Raw genomic sequence first — 17,689 nt, forward strand, 5'->3', positions numbered from 1 at the left:
GCAAAGAAATTTTAATACGTCACCCGCACAGCTCGCTCAACTGTCCGATCAGGATCAGCGTCGTTACTGCAATCGTTTCTTCCCAGTGACTCTACATCTGTTCTGATGCGCCCATCAGACATTTGTGTTTCGGTCACGGTAACTTGTTGTGCGCACGCTTCGGGTTCACTTAATAAACCAACGATCTTAAACGTAGTTATATCACACGTCCCCCCATCACATGCCACGTTTTCATCAACACTCATCTCTTTTACACCCCAGCTACTATCACTGCTGTTATCATTACATTCAATATCTCCCGTACTTCCATCTCCGACCTCATCCGGTGATGGAAACGCATCATGAAGCAGATCCCAGTACAGCGCACACTCAATGCCACTATCAGCCGCATAAAAAGCATACTGAGAATTCTCACCTATCGAGGTTAGCTGCAATTGGTTAAACGACATGCCAGAGACCGCAGCCGAAATAAACATAACCACCGCGACAACGATAATTGCAACCAAAAGGGAGACGCCGCTGTCTTGAGAATGTGTGCGATGTTGGAACATAATCATAATTAAGAACACTGCTTAGCTTCAGACGGCCAGTTAAATAATGTTTTGCGAAGCCTGAGATCTGCCCCGCGTGGGCCCTCTATCTCAACATGCACGACTGCTTCTTCGCCGGAGACTATACCCTCAATCCACACTTCACGGGAAAAAGGGGTTGGGTCCCAGCCACTATCATCATCATACACACCACTAACTGAATGCTTATAAAGCCTGGTGGTTATTGATTCATCAAACACAGCAACCTCTCGAGCGATCACTTCACCGCCGGTTTCTTGAAATACATCTATGCCGCACCGATCAGTTCCCGTACACTGATCAACACCGTCAAGCCACGAAGAGGCACTCGAATCACACGCATTATCCATTCTGATGTTCTCAACATGCTCAAAGGCATCCTGAGCGAGGAAAAACGCTACCACCCGATCCTTTGCCATGTTTGATGAGCGAATGCTGGTCTGAGCGGCGGAGTACGCCGAAACCAGCACGGTCAGCAAGATCGATATAGCTACCAGGGTTTCGATCAGTGTGAAGCCTTCCTGACCCTTGTTTTGTTTTAAGTTTATAAACCTACTCATATATTAATTATTACGAAATTCCCGCTGGGATACAGTGGTTTGCAGTGTAAAGTCCGTACTCTCGCCTTCTACTGTCGCCACACCATTTATCACCATCGTGACTCGCGGTTGTGTCATCGGAGAAGTTGCTGCACCTGTCACGAAAAAATAAAGACTTGAGATCTCGATCAACTGCGAGCTGATAGGTACCCATTCATCCATGCACACCCCTCCGGGAGCTGATTCGTCACCCTGGGAAACTTCTTCATTACATCGCTCGATTCTACTGTTTTGGAGACGATACGCGATATTCTTCCACGTACCATCAAGCTCAATAAAACGAACCGACATTGTACTGTCTCCGCCGGGACAAGGGCTACCGTCAATATTGTATTCCTCACTGTCACATGTGTACTTTTCACCAAACCGAATATCCCGGGTCATCGATTCCAACGTGTAGTTGAAGCCATTCATTACTACCTGAAGCGAATGCACCTTGCGATTCATATCGAGCATAGTTATCAGCCCGCCTAAAGCAATGGTCATTACAACCAAAAACAACGCAAGTGCCACCAAAAGCTCCACAAGTGTGAAGCCCTCGTTGCTCTTCTGTTGTTTTGGTGCGAAATACATATGCTAATTATTCTCTCGTCCCGTCGTGATCTGACCGGTCTGATTGATCTCTACGTATGCCTGACGTTCTTTAGGTGACTCAATAATAATACGCACCGCACCTCGCTCAGCACCACCCTCAAACCACAAACGAGCTTCGGGTCGCGGTCGCCGGAAAGTAACCGCAAATTCATCCTTGAGGATAACAGCTCCGTCAACGTCCTCGAAGCGGATAAACGTAAACCCGTTCTTAAGCATCTCTGTACTAATATGCTCTGTTGTATCATCGTATTCTCCGTCTGGCGTACCACCATTTGACTCGTCACCAAAATATATATATTGGGTAGGATCATTGAGATTAAAATACACCCCCCGTCCTTCTTGGAAAGAGCCGGAACCTGAATACTCCTGTACTGCCAACCCTTTCAATTGCGCCTCCCGCACTTTAAGCGCAACTTCTTCGGTCACGTTTGCTAGCTCTATAACATCACTGAACATTTTGTGGTTAAAGATCGCTACAGCGGTAATTATAAAGATCACACTGATAGAGACCGACAACTCAAGAAGGGTGAATCCTCTTTCGCTTCGTGAGCGAAAGTTCCGCGTCTGTTTTGAAGAGCGTCGTGCATTCATTACCTGCATTATATCAGCAATGCTGCACAAATGAGCGATTTGATGTGTTGATAGAACTATCGGTAACACCTTATGTAAGCTGATCCTGCGTACGTATGGGGGTTTGACAGAACACAAAAGTCCCGATACCATATATACGTGATAGGAGTTCGCCGGTTCGGCGAGCTTTATTTTTTACCCGCTTTTTACCCGCACGCACTTCGCCTGCCGGGAGAGTTGATCGAGTAGCTCAAATCTCCCGGCACAAGCGAAAATATCTAGTTATACATACTATGTTTGATCTAAAAGTAATCGGATCGGTTCTTGACCAGCTCGAAGAAGAGCGTGGCGTACCAAAAGAGAAGGTGATCGAAGCCATCGAGATGGCGCTGGCAACCGCGTACAAAAAAGAGTACGGAAAAAAAGGCCAGATCATAAACTCCACCTTTAACCCCCAAACCGGTGACGCCGAATTCTTTCAGGTAAAGATCGTTGTCGACGATGACCATGTTGTCTATCGCGGCGAGGACGGCACGCTTTCTGAAGAAGACAAGCAGCGAGTGGACGAGTCTGAAAATGACGAGGTTGTCATCTTCAACCCTGAGCAACACATCCTTCTTTCTGATGCTAAAAAAATGAAGAAAGAGGTTGCCGCCGGCGAGGAGATGTCCTTCCCGCTTGAGGAAAAAGGCGATTACGGCCGTATTGCGTCTCAGACTGCCAAGCAGGTCATCATCCAAAAGATCCGTGAGGCCGAGAAAAGCTCCGTACTTGAAGAATATGCCGGCCACACAAACGAAGTAGTGAGCGGTACTGTCCAGCGCGTCGAGCGAGGCAATATCTTTATCGAGCTTGGACGCGCGACCGGCCTTCTTCCGCGCGAAGAACAGATCCCGGGCGAGCGGTTCCGACAAGGTGAGAGGGTTCGCGCCTACCTCCTCTCTGTTGAAGAAAGCTCGCGCGGTGTATTCGTGAAACTTTCCCGTTCTCATCCGAAATTCTTAGAGAAACTTTTTGAAAGCGAAGCACCGGAACTGGCAAACGGCACGATAGTAGTAAAAGGTATTGCGCGAGAACCCGGTTCACGTACCAAGATCGCGGTTATGTCGACCGACGACTACATTGACCCAGTCGGTAGTTTAGTAGGACAGCGTGGTGTGCGCGTCTCAACTGTCATGAGCGAGCTTGGAGGCGAAAAGATCGATATTATCGAGTGGTCGGAAGAGCCGGCTCAATTTATTGAAGACGCTCTCTCCCCTGCCGAAGTGATCGAGGTCGTGGTAAATGAAGAAGAGCACCAAGCGAGCGTAGATGTGGCCGAAGACCAGCAATCACTCGCGATCGGTAAGGCCGGTCAAAACGTTCGTCTTGCCGCACGTCTCACCGGCTACAAGATCGATATCCGCTCTACGGAGGGCGAAGAGATCGCCGCGGCAAATGCGAATAAGGTCGAGATACACGATGAATCAGTCGAACCGACCGAAGACACACCGACCGCCCAGGAAGCTAAGGAGGCAACCGTAGACAGCGAACCGGTGCAAGAAAAGAGCGAGAGCGAAACCACAACCTCACCGTCGTCAGAAGACGATTCGGAGCCCCAAACTGAAGGCGTCGAGAGTCAAGAAAAGCCGTCCGAGGAAGGCGAAGAGGTGGCCGAAGGACCTGAAGACGAAAAAGAAGTCACTGAAACAACGGACGATGAGGTGAAAAATTCTTAAATCATTATTCGTAAATCATACATCTATTCTATGAACTTATGGCATGACATCTCCCTTGGAGACAACACCCCGGACGAGATCAACGTGATCATCGAAGTTCCAAAAGGGTCTCACAACAAATACGAGATCGATAAAGAAACCGGACTGATAGCGCTCGACCGGGCAAACTACTCGGACGCGCCATATCCGGTTGATTATGGTTTTTGTCCGCAAACCCTGTGGCACGATGACGACGCCTTGGATGTTATGGTACTTTCCACATATCCGATCGCTGTCGGCGTACTCGTGCCGGTCAGACCGATCGGCATCATGGAAATGACCGACGAAGGCGATAACGACGCCAAGATAATCGGCGTACCTGTTAAGGATCGTCGCTGGGAGGACGTACAAGGTCTTGAAGACGTTAACAAGCACTCGCTTCGCACAATTCAGCACTTTTTTGAGACCTACAAAGTACTCAAAAGCGACAAAGACGAAAGCGGAAAAGTGACTGTTGATGGATTTAAGGGCAAGAGCGACGCGATCAAAGCAATTGACGAATCAATAAAATTATACAAGGATACCTTTAGCAAGTAATTAAGTAATTACGTTTTCCGAGCTTTAGTTTTGGGACTATAGAGACCTGCAAACTACAAGCAATAACCTATAAGCTATATTATGGCAGACCAAAAAAACTATCAGAACGTTACCGTTAACGAGCAAGACAACGCCCAGGTTGAGATCGAAGGAGAAATAACTGCCGAGAAACTTACCGAAGCTCGCAAGCGCGCCCTCGACAAGCTCCGAGCGAGTGCCCAGGTCGAAGGTTTCCGCAGTGGCAACGCACCGGATGATGTGTTGATCAACAAATATGGCGAGATGACCATCCTGCAGGAAGCTGCCGAGCTTTCGCTGAGCGATGAATACCCGGTCATCTTGCGCGACCACAGCATCCAGGCGATCGGCCAACCGCAGATCTCTATCACCAAGCTTGCGCCAAATGAGGCCCTCGGTTTCAAGATCACAACTGCCACTATGCCGGAAGTGAAGGTTCCGGACTACAAAAAAGTAGCCAAGGAAACTCTTGAGAAAGAAGAGAACCAACCGCAAGATATCGAAGTAACCGAGAAAGAGGTAGAAGACACTATTCTGCAAGTACGACGCAACGTCGCCCAGCAAAAACAGCAAGAATCCGGTATCGAAACAACCGGTGGTGACGATTCCCTACCCGACCTCACTGATGAATTCGTAAGCTCCCTTGGCGACTTCAAAGACGTCGAGGATTTCAAAACCAAGATCAAAGATAACATTAAGGAGCAAAAGCGACGCGAGCAGACCGAAAAGCGACGACTAGCAGTTGTGGAGGCGCTTATTGAAGAGTCGACCATCACCCTCCCACCTATCATCATCGATAGCGAGGTAGACAAGCTTGTCCAGCAACTCAAGAGCGATGTATCACGAGCCGGCATGAGTTTCGAAGACTACCTTAAGCAGACCGGTAAAAATGAAGACGACATTCGCACCGAGTGGCGACCGCAAGCAGAAAAGAAGGCAAAGACTCAGCTTATTCTCAACAAGATAACAACCGAAGAGAAGCTCACACCTGACCAGGATCTGGTCAACCAGCACGTTGAGAAACTTATAAGCCAGCACCCCAACGCCAACCGCGAACAGGCCAAGGTGTTCGTTGAAACACAGCTCCTGAATGACCAGGTTTTGCGATTCCTAGAAGAGCAAGCACCGGCCCAAAAGAGCGATGCCAAAGAAGATAAAGCAGGCGATGAAAAGAAAGAAGAGAAGGAAAAGGCTAGCGACGACACCAAGAAGGACAGTAAGAAAGATGGCAAGAAAAAGAAGGAGGAAAAAAAGACTAAAAAATAATACGCCGAAACACCGACTAACCAAAAAGTGTCCAAAGCCAGGCTTTGGACACTTTTTGGTTAGACCATTCTAAGTTCAATAAGTAAGTGCAACACTTTGTAGTACACGTCTTCATATTAGAGTTAACTCTAATATTTTCATTTCACCCATTTACATTTACCTTTTGTAGACATGTCAATCCATCCACTACCCTACGAGCGCTAATCCTGCCACACAGATAGCCGCGGTCTCGGTTTTAAGATTTTGTTTACCCAGCGAATACTGCCTCACACCTTTTTCTTGAAAAACCCCTTTTTCTCGATCTGACCACCCTCCTTCCGGACCGACAAACAACCGCACATACTCTCCCGCACGCCCCGGTTGGCGAAGTTGGGCGCAGAGATCGGGAGTATCGGCACCCAATGTCGATACTCCCGCGTCTTTATCAAACATATATGAATCAGCAACACCATCAAGAGTGGAAAGATGATCGAGCGCCTCATCTACTGTCTGTATAGGTGCTATCTCAGGCAAACGCACTCTTCCCGACTGCTCCGCTGCCTCCACGATGATCTTCTGAGCCCGCTCATATACGATGTTCTTTTTATCAGAGCGATCTGCGGCGAGCGGCACAATACCTGCTACCCCCAGCTCGGTCGCCTTTTCGATGATCCACTCGAACTTATCACGCTTAATGAGTGCCGCGTACAACCAAACAGCGGGCGCCGTGTCGTCTTCGTGGTGCTTGTCGGTGATAGAGAGCACCGCTTCCCCGGAACGCATCTCTTGAATTACAGCACCATACTCCGCGCCCGAACCGTCAAAGAGAACCAGCTCAAAGCCCGGCTTGGCTCGCAAAACACTCTTCCATTGATGTAGCAAACGCTCATCAGTGACGGTCACGCTGTCGCCGTGAATTGATTGCGGGAGATAAAAACGGTCGATACGCATATAAATAGATTTAAGAGATAAGATTTATGATTTAAGAACGATATATTGTCAATAGCTCCTCAGAATGCTAGACTACTCAAGTCATCGTTGAATCTTAAATCAAAAATCTTAAATCTCAAACCATGTTAATCCCAACCGTTATAGAAAAAAGCCAGTTCGGCGAGCGCGCGTACGATATTTACTCACGTCTGCTTCGTGATCGTATCGTCTTTCTTGCCGGCCCGATCGATGACGATACCGCGAATATCATTATCGCGCAGCTACTATTCCTTGAGTCAGAAGACTCTACTAAAGACATTAGTCTCTACATTAACTCCCCCGGCGGCACTGTCACATCCGGACTAGCGATCATGGATACCATGAACCATGTGACCTGCAGTGTCAGCACTGTGTGCGCCGGCATGGCCGCATCGGCTGCAGCCTGGATCCTCTCGAACGGCGAGAAAGGCAAGCGCTACACTCTACCTAATGCTGAAGTGATGATCCATCAGCCACTGGGGGGCGCAGAAGGACAAGCAAGCGACATTGAAATATCAGCACGTCATATTATCGACATCAAAAAACGTCTCGCCAAGATCCTTGCCAAAAATACCGGCAAGAGTGTCCAGCAGATCGAAACTGATGTTGACCGAGACTTTTACATGACCGCTGAAGACTCTAAGGCGTACGGCATTGTCGATGAGATCTTGAAAGAGAAAACCTCGACCAAAAAGAAAAAATAGAGGGAAAAAAGAACTAACTATAGGGTTTCTAAAACCGGCTCACCTTCCCGTGAGCCGGTTTTACATATTGCCTATAATTCTGTATGCTGAGCATGCACAGCACGACAGAAGAAACGACAAAGTGACCGATACGAAGACTGTTCTAACACTATTATTCATTTGTGAACTCTCACCACTCCCCTCTTTATATTGAGATGAAAGACATAATGAGCGCCTTCAATATACTCAGGTAACGCTAAAAGGCCTCTCAAACCTATTTGGCGAAGTCGCGTAATGAAATTTTACGCGACGTGGTGAGCTAACCGCGTGACGTATGGACCTTAACACAACGCTTACGTTGCTGATCGCCGCTCTTCTCGGGCTGATCAGTGGCTATTTCTTGCGCATGCTTGTCTCGGCAGCCCGACGTGAGTCTATAGAGCTAAAGATACGCAAACAACTTCTACAAGCCCGGGAAAATGCCGAGCAGATAATAACTACAGCCGAAAACAAGGCAGACACACTTCTTGAACAAGCCCGACAAGACGCACGGGAAAAAGAAGAAAACCTTCAGAAAAGCGAGGATCGACTTATTAAACGTGAAGAACTGCTTGATAACCGTCAGCGTGATCTCGACGCCAATGAAGCAAAACTCGACCAGCGACTAGCCGAGGCAGACGGGCTTCGGGAAAAAGCGCGACAGACCCTCGATGCTCGAGAGCATGAACTCGAACGGGTTGCCACACTGTCTGCAGAAGAAGCCCGTGATCAGTTATTCGAAACGATCGAACACCAGTACGAGGAGGATCTCGTAGTTCGCATGCAGAAACTTGAGCAACACGGCGCGGAAAAACTTGAATTGAAGGCACGCGATATCCTCACCTCTGCTATTCACCGCATGGCCAACTCTGTTTCGTCCGATGTTATGACCACCACGGTCTCGATCCCATCTGATGAAGTAAAAGGTAAGGTTATCGGCAAAGAAGGGCGCAACATTCGCTCATTTGAGCGGATCACGGGTGTGGAACTTATTGTAGATGACACGCCGGGCACCATCACCATCTCCTCATTCGATCCGGTGCGTCGCCAAGTTGCTCGTGTTGCTCTTGAAAACCTTATCCTCGATGGCAGGATCCAGCCAACCCGCATCGAAGAGATGGTGACAAGCGCTAAAGACAAGGTAAACACCATTATTAAAGAAAAGGGAGAGCAAGCTGTTTATGAAGTAGGTGTCTATAACCTTGATCCGCGCATCATTTCTATACTTGGCCGTCTTTATTTCCGCACCAGCTACGGTCAGAATGTACTGCAGCACTCAATAGAAATGTCTCACATCGCTGGAATACTAGCTGAAGAACTTGGGGCAAACGTTGCTGTCGCTAAAGCGGGGGCTCTACTGCACGATATCGGCAAAGCCGTGGACCACGAGGTCTCTGGAACACATGTCGAGATCGGTCGCCGTATCCTGCAAAAATTCGGAGCTGACGAAGAGATCATTAAAGCAATGCAGGCGCATCATGGTGAATATCCATTTGAATCAGTAGAGTCGATCATAGTTCAAGCGGCCGATGCTATTTCCGGCGCTCGCCCGGGCGCTCGTCGCGACACCGTTGAGAACTACCTCAAACGCTTAACGGAGCTGGAGGCTATCGCCTCAGCAGTCGAAGGTGTCGAGAGGTCATACGCACTCCAGGCCGGACGAGAGATCCGTGTATTTGTCACACCGGAACAGGTCAATGATGTTGAGGCTCGACAGATGGCGCGTGAGATAGCCCTCCAAATAGAAAACGAGCTTAAATATCCCGGTGAGATAAAGGTCAATGTGATCAGGGAAAGCCGATCGATCGAATTTGCCAGATAAATTTCAGAGAAGTATATCGGATCTACGATCTACGATTTTAGATTTACAATTTTAGATATAAGAGAACGCTGCGAAGACAAAAGTCTTCGCAGCGTTCTCTTATTCCGGTCCGAAAAACCTAAAAACAATATTTTTGTAAATAAGTCAACCAATACAACTTATTCACCGCTAGCTATTGCGTAAAATACGGCTTCAATTATAATGATTTGTGGAGAGAGGCACACCTCTATGAGCTATTGTGAGGATGCATGCACCTTCAGAATAGGTCGATTATTAACTTCTCTAACGAATTCGATTATGAACAAACAAGATCTTGTTGACGCAGTACACGAGAAACTCGGTGGAACAAAGACTCAAGCCGACGAAGCAGTAGACACTATTGTAAATTCTATTGTTAGCAGCCTTACAAAAGGTGAGGAAGTTTCAATCTCAGGACTTGGTATTTTCAGCGCCAAGGACCGAGCAGCTCGGACAGCTCGAAACCCACAGACCGGTGAAGCTATTCAGGTGCCGGCCATGCGCGTACCGAAATTCAAAGCCGCCAAGGGCTTGAAGGACGCAGTAAAGAACGGCTAACAGACCGTCTCTTCCATTTATTAAAAAACCCCGCAACTGCGGGGTTTTTTAATTGTTTATGCGATTGTTTTGTGCGGGATGGGAGAATCGAACTCCCAACCTTGGTTTGGAAAACCAATGTTATACCATTTAACTAATCCCGCCCACACTCCACCATTCATGGCGAAGTCTCAAAATACTATCAAACTGCTCGACTTTGAGCAATTGCAACAAGGACTTCCTTATTATCACTCTCCCCTACTTTATTTCTCCTTTTGTAACCACACCGACCACATTTATGTGTCAGCACATATCCTCCTTTTTCTGCTTCACACATCACCGGCTCCATTAGACCACCGCAGTCAGCAGCCCGATCACCGGGGTTTACATCAACATGTTTTGAGTACAAACACTGCGGGCAGTGATTTGTGTATCCATTTCCTTTTATGCGTAAACCGCAACTCTCACAAGTAAAATTTTCAATGTTTCGTTGAAATTGTTGAGACATGGACTATCAATAGAAAATGCTCTGCCTGCCGGCCGGCCAGCAGACTTCACGGGAAACTACCGTTTCCCGACCCCCTCCCGGTTCGGGTCCCAGTGATTACCTGTTATTTATAAAATATTGTGTCTTGCAAAGCTCGGGTTTACTCGCTTCTCACTACCCGGGCTCGCCTGTCTCTCCAGGTGTTCCTATGCTTCTTGTGTTTTCTTCGAAAACATCCGCGAAGCGAATTTGCGCTTTTTTGGATATGGAACGCTTCGCACCACAAGGGCACTTCTTGTATTTCTAATTCATCACTATCGTGATTCATAAGAAAACAAAGTCGCTTGCAAAAAACACAAATTCGTCCGCCTTTCGAATCCAGACGAAAGCACAGAAATGTGCTTTCTTGCCCTCCTTTCAGTCGGGGCACTGGGATTCGAACCCAGAATCACTCGGTCCCAAACCGAGCATGTTAGCCGTTACACTATGCCCCGCAACTCGATTATCCTAGCATAAAGAAAGTGTATTTCCTAGAAAAACAGAAAACATTCAATCACTCCGGCAGCAAGATATTCCGGATATACTCGATCGCCGACTGCTTTACTTCATGATCAAGATAAACAACACACACATCACACTGCCATCGCTCCCGCTCAAGAGACATTGCCCTCTCTGAAGCATATATCTGCACAGCACGTGACAGCCTCTTTAATTTTCTTCCATCGACCTTCTCTTCAGGACGCAAAGTATACACTCCCCTGTCCCTAAAAGACATTGCGGTACTCTTAACTTCAATAAAGTGCATAACCCCTTTCTTTTTAGCGACAATATCAATTTCACCGCATTTTTTATTGTAGTTGCGGTCAGTAATTTTATATCCATTCTGTTCAAGGTGGCGAGCCGCAATACTCTCTCCTATCCTTCCAGTTTCGTTGTGTTGAGCCATAATTCCCACAATTATACCCCTGCTTTCGCATGAAACATCTATTCACCTACCTTTATAACTGGGGATTTTGTATAATTATGTCCGTAAAGCAAAAATAAGGCTCAACTAAGCAGTTTTCTTTCTATTTTATGTCCTTTGAGACCACAGAGACAATGTCTTTTTATACACATATCCCCACGGTTATCCACAGTTATCCCCTTTCCTGTGTATTAAAACATGACTGCTTAGTGAGAAACATTGACCAAACACCGGCACAACCTTTCGATTTTGCTCTGTTTGGTGTATGATACTCGCTATCGCACCCGTGGTGAAACGGATATCACAGCGGTCTTCGGAACCGTCGTTCCAGGTTCGAATCCTGGCGGGTGCACATAAAATAGTTAGTCTGGATGCGATAGCATTCGGGCTTTACTATTTTAAGCATTCGCCAGGATTCGAAAGACGGAGGCGGTATTACAAGACGACCGAAGGGAGTGCTTGTCGCCGAGTCGGGGTCGAGAGTACTTTGGCTTTTAGAGTCTCGAGTCTGCGAGAGACGAATAAAAGACTTAGTAACTCGTGACCGAATCCTGGCGGGTGCACCGGGAACAAGAGTTACATAAGTTGGAAAATCTTAACGAATCATTTATACTGTTGCAGTGATGCGGGTATAGTTTAGTGGTATGACACGTCCTTGCCAAGGATGAGACGGGAGTTCGATTCTCCCTACCCGCACTGAAATAAGGAAGAAAACACGTTAGTGTTTTATGACTATAATTCAGTAGCGGGATGGGAGAATCGAAAGACGGAGGCGGTACACAAGACGACGAGCCTGCGAGGAGTGCTTGTCGCCGAGTCCGGGGAGGAAGTTCTTGGTGAGGGCGAGCACGCTAGTGCGAAGTCTGAGCCTAGAAACTTGACCCCGATTCTCCCTACCCGCACTAGGAACGAGTGAAACGGAAGTTTACTTACGTTTCCAAGTGACGACGTGCGGGGAAGCCCTGCTTACCCACACTGAAATAAGGAAGAAGATACATTAGTGTTCAGTGGCAATAAGTCAGTCTATAGTCTAAGACAATCTATTTAAAGAATTTATATACTCCCCGTACAAAAACGCGGTGAGGTACTTTTTTAATAAACAGCCTTGTCTATCGCGCCACAACACGATGATCACATAAACATCATTCCTCATGTATTTCAATCACGAATTGCTTTCTCAAACCTACGGTACTACAATACCTAAATGACTCATTTAATTCCTCCAGAGGTTTCACGTGTAACAGACTCACTTCAAAACGCAGGTTTTGAAGCGTATTTAGTGGGAGGATGCGTGCGAGACATGCTACGCAACGCAAAACCTAAAGACTGGGATGTGACAACTAACGCTAAACCTGAACAAATCGAGGGGTTATTTGACCACACGTTTTACGAGAACACCTACGGCACAGTCTCGGTAGTGAATGAAGATACCGATGACGAAACACTCAAGGTTATCGAGGTAACGCCGTACCGACTTGAAAGCGAATACACCGACAACAGGCGCCCGGACACCGTTGAGTTCAGTGATTCACTTGAAGATGACCTACAGCGCCGCGACTTCACTATCAACGCCATCGCCTACGACCCTCAAAAAGACACCTTTGTTGACCCTTATCAAGGTCAAAAGGACATAAAGGACAAAACTTTACGCACTGTGGGTGATCCAAAGGACAGGTTCAATGAGGACGCCCTGCGGATCATGCGTGCCGTACGCATCCACGCCGAGCTGGGATTTTCGATAGAAGAAACCACAAAAAAGGGAATTATGGACTTTAAAGGCGCTCTCAAGGATATAGCGAGGGAGCGTATTCGGGATGAATTTACCCGCATTATTGCCTCCCCAAACCCGGCCGAAGCCTTAGCAGTTTCACGTGAAACAGGTATTTTAGACATAATTATACCGGAATTGACTGAATCCTACGGCGTTGATCAGAACCAAGCCCACTCGTTCGATGTTTGGACCCATCTGATCAAGTCCGTTCAACATGCTGCAGATAAGGAATATAGCTTAACTGTACGTTTTGCAGCTCTATTTCACGACATAGGCAAACCGGCCACGAAGCGCTGGGACAACAAAAAAAGCGACTGTAGCTTCCATGGACACGAAGTTGTAGGCGCAAAGATAACACGAAAGATCCTTCAACGGCTTTGTTTCTCAAAAGAATTTATTTCACGTGTAACCACTATGGTCCGTTGGCATATGTTCTTCTCCGATCCGGAGCAGATCACTCTTTCAGCTGTTAGGCGCTTAATAAGCAACATAGGTAAGGAGAATATACAAGAGATCGTGAATTTACGCATATGTGACCGTATCGGTACCGGGCGCCCGAAAGAACGTCCGTATAGACTGCGGAAATACCAATCAATGATCGAGGAGGCTATGCGGGATCCCGTTTCAGTGAAAAGCCTTGCTGTAGACGGAAATGTGCTCCTCAGCGACCTAAATATGGCGCCTGGTCCTAAAATTGGCTATATTCTTCATGCTCTTTTGGAAGAAGTGCTCGATGATCCAACGCGCAATACAAAAGAGCACCTCCTAGAGCGCGCTAAAGACTTACTAGAACTGACCGAGGAGGATTTAAAGAAACTAGGTGAGAAAGGTAAAGAAAAGGTTGAGGAAGAGGACGAAAAAGCCCTAGAGGAAATACGTAAGAAATACTGGGTAAAATAGGCTGTTTCACGTGTAACCTTTACACAAGACTGTTCGACACAGAAAAACACCAGCCTTGTAGGGGAGCTGGTGTTTTGCTTTATACGCCCTTCAGAGAGTATTTGTTACACGTGAAACTATTGTGCATAGACCGCCGGCTTACCACTTACCAAGTTTCACATGAAACAAAAACCCTGACTGCTTCTTGGGCTGGATACTTCTTAGAACTGGGATTTTATCCTTTTGCCAACTCTTTTGCCAACCCCTGGGGTTGGCAAAAAGTAGTAGTGGGAAGGCCTGGCCGCCGTACAGCAACGCTGTATTGCATCCTTTTGCCTAATTGTGTTCTTTTGTCCAAGAGTTCTTTATTTTAGGCATGCAGTTTTAGATATACAATAGGGTTTTTGGGTAAAAAAAGACCTCGTCATGGAGAGACGAGGTCTTGAACTCTTGAACGTTACGTCCAGGTGAACTCCGTTAGGAGTTAAATGAACACTTTACTTCTTTGCTTTACTTGGAGAGGGGCACACTTTTTTTGACTTGATTTGGAAAGAACATCGGGGGATTTCGATATAGAAACCGATCCGGGGAATACTATCTACGGATGTCCGTAGGCGGTCTCCTGGGACCAGCTTATAGCCATTCTGGTCATCACACAGTTTCGTGTAAATTTCAGTAAGGCAACAGATTTTCAAAGGACAAAAGAGCACCTCAGCGACAATACTTAACGGACTTTTTATTATACGCTGAGTCTGTGACCATTATATAATGTCTTATACAAGAGTAAAGGACACTACATGTGGATAACTTGTCCTATAGAAATATCTCAGACAAAGAAAAGCCGCCGTCTGCTGAAAAGCAAACGGCGGCGAGTTTTAGACTGAAAGTACATCTCCTTGTTGAGCTCAGCAAAGCGTTACTGGCCTTGCTGTTGCTGGTTCTGCTGTTGCTGGTTTTGATCCTGGTCCTGGCCCTGGTTTTGATCCTGGTCTTGACCTTGATCCTGCCGATTGGACACATCACCAACCCCAGAATTAGAACCGGAACCAGCTTCTGACGAGCTGTTGCTATCGCCTGACTTGGCGTTAGCATCAGCACGTGAACCTTCGTTCGTGTTTGCCGACTCCTGAGCTTGTCCTTGCCGAGTGATAACATCACCGACTTCGGCACGCGCACCGTCAGCATGAGCATCAGCGTGTGAGCCTTCGCTTGTCGACCGCTGACCTTGGCCTTGTTTCTGGTAATTCTCCGACGAAACCTCAACAGAAGACCTTGGTTGATTTCGATTCTCCGACGCTGACCGTGCCTGGTTAGAGTTATCGACCGTTGTTGTTGTCACAGCCTCAGGACCTCTTCGAGAAAGGTGTTTGGCTGCCCCGATGGCACCTCTTTGCTGGTGCAGAGCAACTTGTTGCTGTGCATTTGCACGAATTTGAGCAACGTCCTTGTCATATTCACCTTGCGCCACAGTGCTCCCGACTTGGCCGAGCGCGATCCACATGCCGTTTATACCGGCATGCAGAATGCCGTCATTTACCCGAGTGGTCACGAAGAGCCCCACAGGAAACCCGTTCTCATCCTGCAGCAGATTTCCGTCGAGGTCAGTAATGACCACGACAGAATCTAAAGCATTTTGAGCGAGAATGTTCACCCTCTCTCCCACAAGGTGGAAGACCAGGTAGTTACCGACCCGCGTGGGCCTTGAGAGCTCCACGCTTCCGTCTGTGTACCCGTGAGTGCGGAACCTCTCCGCCTCACTTGAGCTCATCGTGTTTGTGCGAATCCCCGATGAACAACCGAGAGTAGGCAGCATGGCCAAGCACAACGAAACGATACCTATAAAGCGTAGCATGTACGCCTCCTTTCATCTGTGTAGGAAGTTTAGATTCAGCGGTTTTGCTGCTGAACATAATGATACTGGGTCGTTTTCGACCCACCGGTGTCAAGTTGGTAGTACACGCCACCCCGGTACGGAAAGACGTGACGACCGTCAAAACGACCTTCCAAACCGTAGTGATCGAGAGAGACATATATCGGATCAGATCGTTCCTGCCGATACACCTCCCTCGACCGGATGACCCGTAGACTGTTACCGTTATAGATCATTTCATAGACCTCGGGATCACCTTCAACCGGCAAAAGGTCCTCCACAGGGACGTTTTGAATTCTGCGGCTGGCGTTATTGTCTTCAAGCACAAGAACGTTAACCAACTCTTCTGCCGAACCGCGCATCCCGGTGGAATCGCTTGACTGATCTGAACGCAACTCCTCCAAGATCTGGTTGAGAACCTCATCGACTTGGGTGAGCGAGGCTCCCTGGTCTCTTACCAGTGAGCGAACGTGTTCCCGCAGATCTCGAGCAACCTCAGTGGTCGCCCTCTGATCATCGCTCAAGTCCTTAAGTTCACCGATGATCTCGCTTAGGCGACGATCACTCAACCGGTTACCTGACCGAAGAGCCTCAATAATCCTCTCTCGCTGCTCTACCGCGGGGTCTTTTCGAAGCTCGAGATCTTCAAGATCTTCTTGCAACCTCTCCAGATCACCGGATACCTCTTCGATGCGCCGTTTTGTCTCCTCGATATATACAGGATCACCATCCCCGGCTTCAACCTCCCGAAGATTGTTCAAATGCACTTCGAGCCGTTCAACCTCGTCGCGCTTGGCGTCGATTTGCGCGGGTGTAACCATGCGCATTTCCTGAATATCCCTTCGCAGAAGGCCGATCTGGTCCCGGAGAGATTGAATCTCTGAGTCGTCACGCCCCACCTCCTCAGATCGAGGCGGCGGAACACTGACGGATCGATCTGAGCCGTCATCGGAGGACCATTGCTGCCAAGCAATCCAGGCAAGAACCAAGATCACAAGCGCCGCAACGACCGCAATCACGACTTTGAACACCGTCGACCGACCACGGTTACCCGAATTCTTCTTACACATAGCCTTATTCCCTTCGAAGTTTGGAGTTCCGGCGAACGCGCCGAATAACAAAAAAGCTGACGCAACAACATAGCAACGTCAACGAACATTCCTGGAAGGATATTACTACAAAAATATTGATTAGTCAATAGATAGTACGTCATTTTAAAGTGTTTTTTGTGTTTAATTTGCTTTTAAATCGCCGCCCTGAGCAACTCAATACAACAACCAAGGAAAGCAAGGGACGCCTCGAAAATACTGCTAGTTAGTGACCTAACCGGAAAATAAGCTAGAGCAGAGTGAAAAAACGTCTCCACACCTGTTTTTATCTTTCAAACAAGGCCCCGACAGGTGTAAAAACTTGCAAAGCCTATACACTTGTGCTATATTTTGCCCAATGTTAACGAAATCGAAAAAGCAAAAGCTTGTAGATGAAGTAAAAACTCACGAGAGTGACACGGGCTCTCCTGAAGTGCAGATCTCGATCCTCACCAAACGAATCGAAGAGCTTGCCAAACATCTCAAGGAACACAAAAAAGATATTCACTCACGTCGAGGCCTTCTTCAGCTTGTCGCCAAGCGACAGCGCCACATGAACTATCTTGAGCACAAAGATAAACGACGATTTAATAAGCTCATGAAGAAGCTTAACCTCAAGAAAAAAGCAAAATAATCTGAGTGACAACCGCCCCGCCCGGCAAAGCCGGGCGGG

17 protein-coding genes and 4 tRNA genes are annotated in these 17,689 nt (G+C 47.6%); 10 read left to right on the plus strand and 11 right to left on the minus strand.

Translation table 11 applies throughout. The features are described 5' to 3' along the window. Positions 1-11 precede the first annotated feature (11 nt). Genes WD312_00460 through WD312_00475 form a run of 4 tightly spaced genes read right to left on the minus strand, consistent with a single transcriptional unit; the run spans position 12 to position 2,353 of the window. Positions 12-551 (minus strand): hypothetical protein, encoded by a 540-nt coding sequence (locus tag WD312_00460; protein ID MEX2563582.1) that lies wholly within the window; start codon positions 549-551, stop codon positions 12-14. Positions 552-559: 8 nt separating this feature from the next. Beyond that, the gene (locus WD312_00465) at positions 560-1,129 is read right to left on the minus strand and encodes a prepilin-type N-terminal cleavage/methylation domain-containing protein (GenBank protein MEX2563583.1); all 570 of its coding nucleotides are present in this window, start codon (positions 1,127-1,129) and stop codon (positions 560-562) included. Positions 1,130-1,132: 3 nt separating this feature from the next. Next, the gene (locus tag WD312_00470) at positions 1,133-1,741 is read right to left on the minus strand and encodes a prepilin-type N-terminal cleavage/methylation domain-containing protein (GenBank protein ID MEX2563584.1); all 609 of its coding nucleotides are present in this window, start codon (positions 1,739-1,741) and stop codon (positions 1,133-1,135) included. A gap of 3 nt (positions 1,742-1,744) precedes the next feature. Further along, a complete protein-coding gene (locus WD312_00475) occupies positions 1,745-2,353 on the minus strand; it encodes a prepilin-type N-terminal cleavage/methylation domain-containing protein (protein ID MEX2563585.1) in 609 nt (202 codons plus the stop codon). A gap of 272 nt (positions 2,354-2,625) precedes the next feature. Here WD312_00475 and nusA point away from each other — a divergent pair, with 272 nt between their 5' ends. From nusA to WD312_00490, 3 genes are all read left to right on the plus strand, one after another. Beyond that, positions 2,626-4,050, plus strand: coding sequence for a transcription termination factor NusA (gene nusA / locus WD312_00480; protein MEX2563586.1), 1,425 nt, complete (start codon positions 2,626-2,628; stop codon positions 4,048-4,050). Positions 4,051-4,080: 30 nt separating this feature from the next. Continuing rightward, positions 4,081-4,626 (plus strand): inorganic diphosphatase, encoded by a 546-nt coding sequence (locus WD312_00485; GenBank protein MEX2563587.1) that lies wholly within the window; start codon positions 4,081-4,083, stop codon positions 4,624-4,626. An 81-nt stretch (positions 4,627-4,707) separates the two neighbouring features. Further along, positions 4,708-5,910 carry a trigger factor gene (locus WD312_00490; protein MEX2563588.1) on the plus strand — a complete coding sequence of 401 codons (1,203 nt, stop codon included), beginning with the start codon at positions 4,708-4,710 and terminating at the stop codon, positions 5,908-5,910. Between the two features lie 186 nt (positions 5,911-6,096). On the opposite strand, the gene WD312_00495 is transcribed toward WD312_00490, so the two are convergent. Then, complete coding sequence (locus WD312_00495; GenBank protein MEX2563589.1) at positions 6,097-6,840, minus strand: RsmE family RNA methyltransferase; 744 nt, start codon at positions 6,838-6,840, stop codon at positions 6,097-6,099. A 122-nt stretch (positions 6,841-6,962) separates the two neighbouring features. Here WD312_00495 and WD312_00500 point away from each other — a divergent pair, with 122 nt between their 5' ends. The 3 genes from WD312_00500 (at position 6,963) to WD312_00510 (ending at position 9,978) form a co-directional block, all read left to right on the plus strand. Beyond that, the gene (locus WD312_00500) at positions 6,963-7,562 is read left to right on the plus strand and encodes an ATP-dependent Clp protease proteolytic subunit (GenBank protein MEX2563590.1); all 600 of its coding nucleotides are present in this window, start codon (positions 6,963-6,965) and stop codon (positions 7,560-7,562) included. Between the two features lie 313 nt (positions 7,563-7,875). Next, on the plus strand, positions 7,876-9,402 hold the full coding sequence (gene rny / locus WD312_00505) for a ribonuclease Y (GenBank protein ID MEX2563591.1): 1,527 nt from the start codon (positions 7,876-7,878) through the stop codon (positions 9,400-9,402). A 297-nt stretch (positions 9,403-9,699) separates the two neighbouring features. Further along, a complete protein-coding gene (locus WD312_00510; protein ID MEX2563592.1) occupies positions 9,700-9,978 on the plus strand; it encodes an HU family DNA-binding protein in 279 nt (92 codons plus the stop codon). A 72-nt stretch (positions 9,979-10,050) separates the two neighbouring features. Here the strand turns inward: WD312_00510 and WD312_00515 are convergent. The 4 genes from WD312_00515 to WD312_00530 all read right to left on the minus strand — a co-directional run bounded on the left by WD312_00515 (position 10,051) and on the right by WD312_00530 (position 11,390). Then, positions 10,051-10,121 (minus strand) — tRNA-Gly (locus WD312_00515). A 38-nt stretch (positions 10,122-10,159) separates the two neighbouring features. Next, a complete protein-coding gene (locus WD312_00520; protein MEX2563593.1) occupies positions 10,160-10,465 on the minus strand; it encodes an RNHCP domain-containing protein in 306 nt (101 codons plus the stop codon). 400 nt (positions 10,466-10,865) lie between these two features. Further along, positions 10,866-10,938: transfer RNA gene (locus tag WD312_00525), tRNA-Pro, on the minus strand. 59 nt (positions 10,939-10,997) lie between these two features. Continuing rightward, positions 10,998-11,390 (minus strand): YraN family protein, encoded by a 393-nt coding sequence (locus WD312_00530; protein MEX2563594.1) that lies wholly within the window; start codon positions 11,388-11,390, stop codon positions 10,998-11,000. A gap of 298 nt (positions 11,391-11,688) precedes the next feature. Here WD312_00530 and WD312_00535 point away from each other — a divergent pair. From WD312_00535 to WD312_00545, 3 genes are all read left to right on the plus strand, one after another. Continuing rightward, positions 11,689-11,760 (plus strand) — tRNA-Arg (locus tag WD312_00535). Positions 11,761-12,033: 273 nt separating this feature from the next. Further along, positions 12,034-12,104: transfer RNA gene (locus WD312_00540), tRNA-Gly, on the plus strand. A 508-nt stretch (positions 12,105-12,612) separates the two neighbouring features. Further along, positions 12,613-14,079 carry a CCA tRNA nucleotidyltransferase gene (locus WD312_00545; protein MEX2563595.1) on the plus strand — a complete coding sequence of 489 codons (1,467 nt, stop codon included), beginning with the start codon at positions 12,613-12,615 and terminating at the stop codon, positions 14,077-14,079. An 895-nt stretch (positions 14,080-14,974) separates the two neighbouring features. Here the strand turns inward: WD312_00545 and WD312_00550 are convergent. After that, positions 14,975-15,871, minus strand: coding sequence for a hypothetical protein (locus WD312_00550; protein MEX2563596.1), 897 nt, complete (start codon positions 15,869-15,871; stop codon positions 14,975-14,977). Positions 15,872-15,945: 74 nt separating this feature from the next. Further along, the gene (locus tag WD312_00555) at positions 15,946-16,998 is read right to left on the minus strand and encodes a hypothetical protein (protein MEX2563597.1); all 1,053 of its coding nucleotides are present in this window, start codon (positions 16,996-16,998) and stop codon (positions 15,946-15,948) included. Between the two features lie 376 nt (positions 16,999-17,374). On the opposite strand from WD312_00555, the gene rpsO reads away from it, so the two are divergent. Next, on the plus strand, positions 17,375-17,650 hold the full coding sequence (gene rpsO, locus WD312_00560; GenBank protein ID MEX2563598.1) for a 30S ribosomal protein S15: 276 nt from the start codon (positions 17,375-17,377) through the stop codon (positions 17,648-17,650). The last annotated feature ends 39 nt before the right edge of the window (positions 17,651-17,689 follow it).

Source organism: Candidatus Paceibacterota bacterium, assembly GCA_040905715.1.
Classification (GTDB): Bacteria; Patescibacteriota; Minisyncoccia; order Phycocordibacterales; family CSBR16-193; genus JBBDHZ01.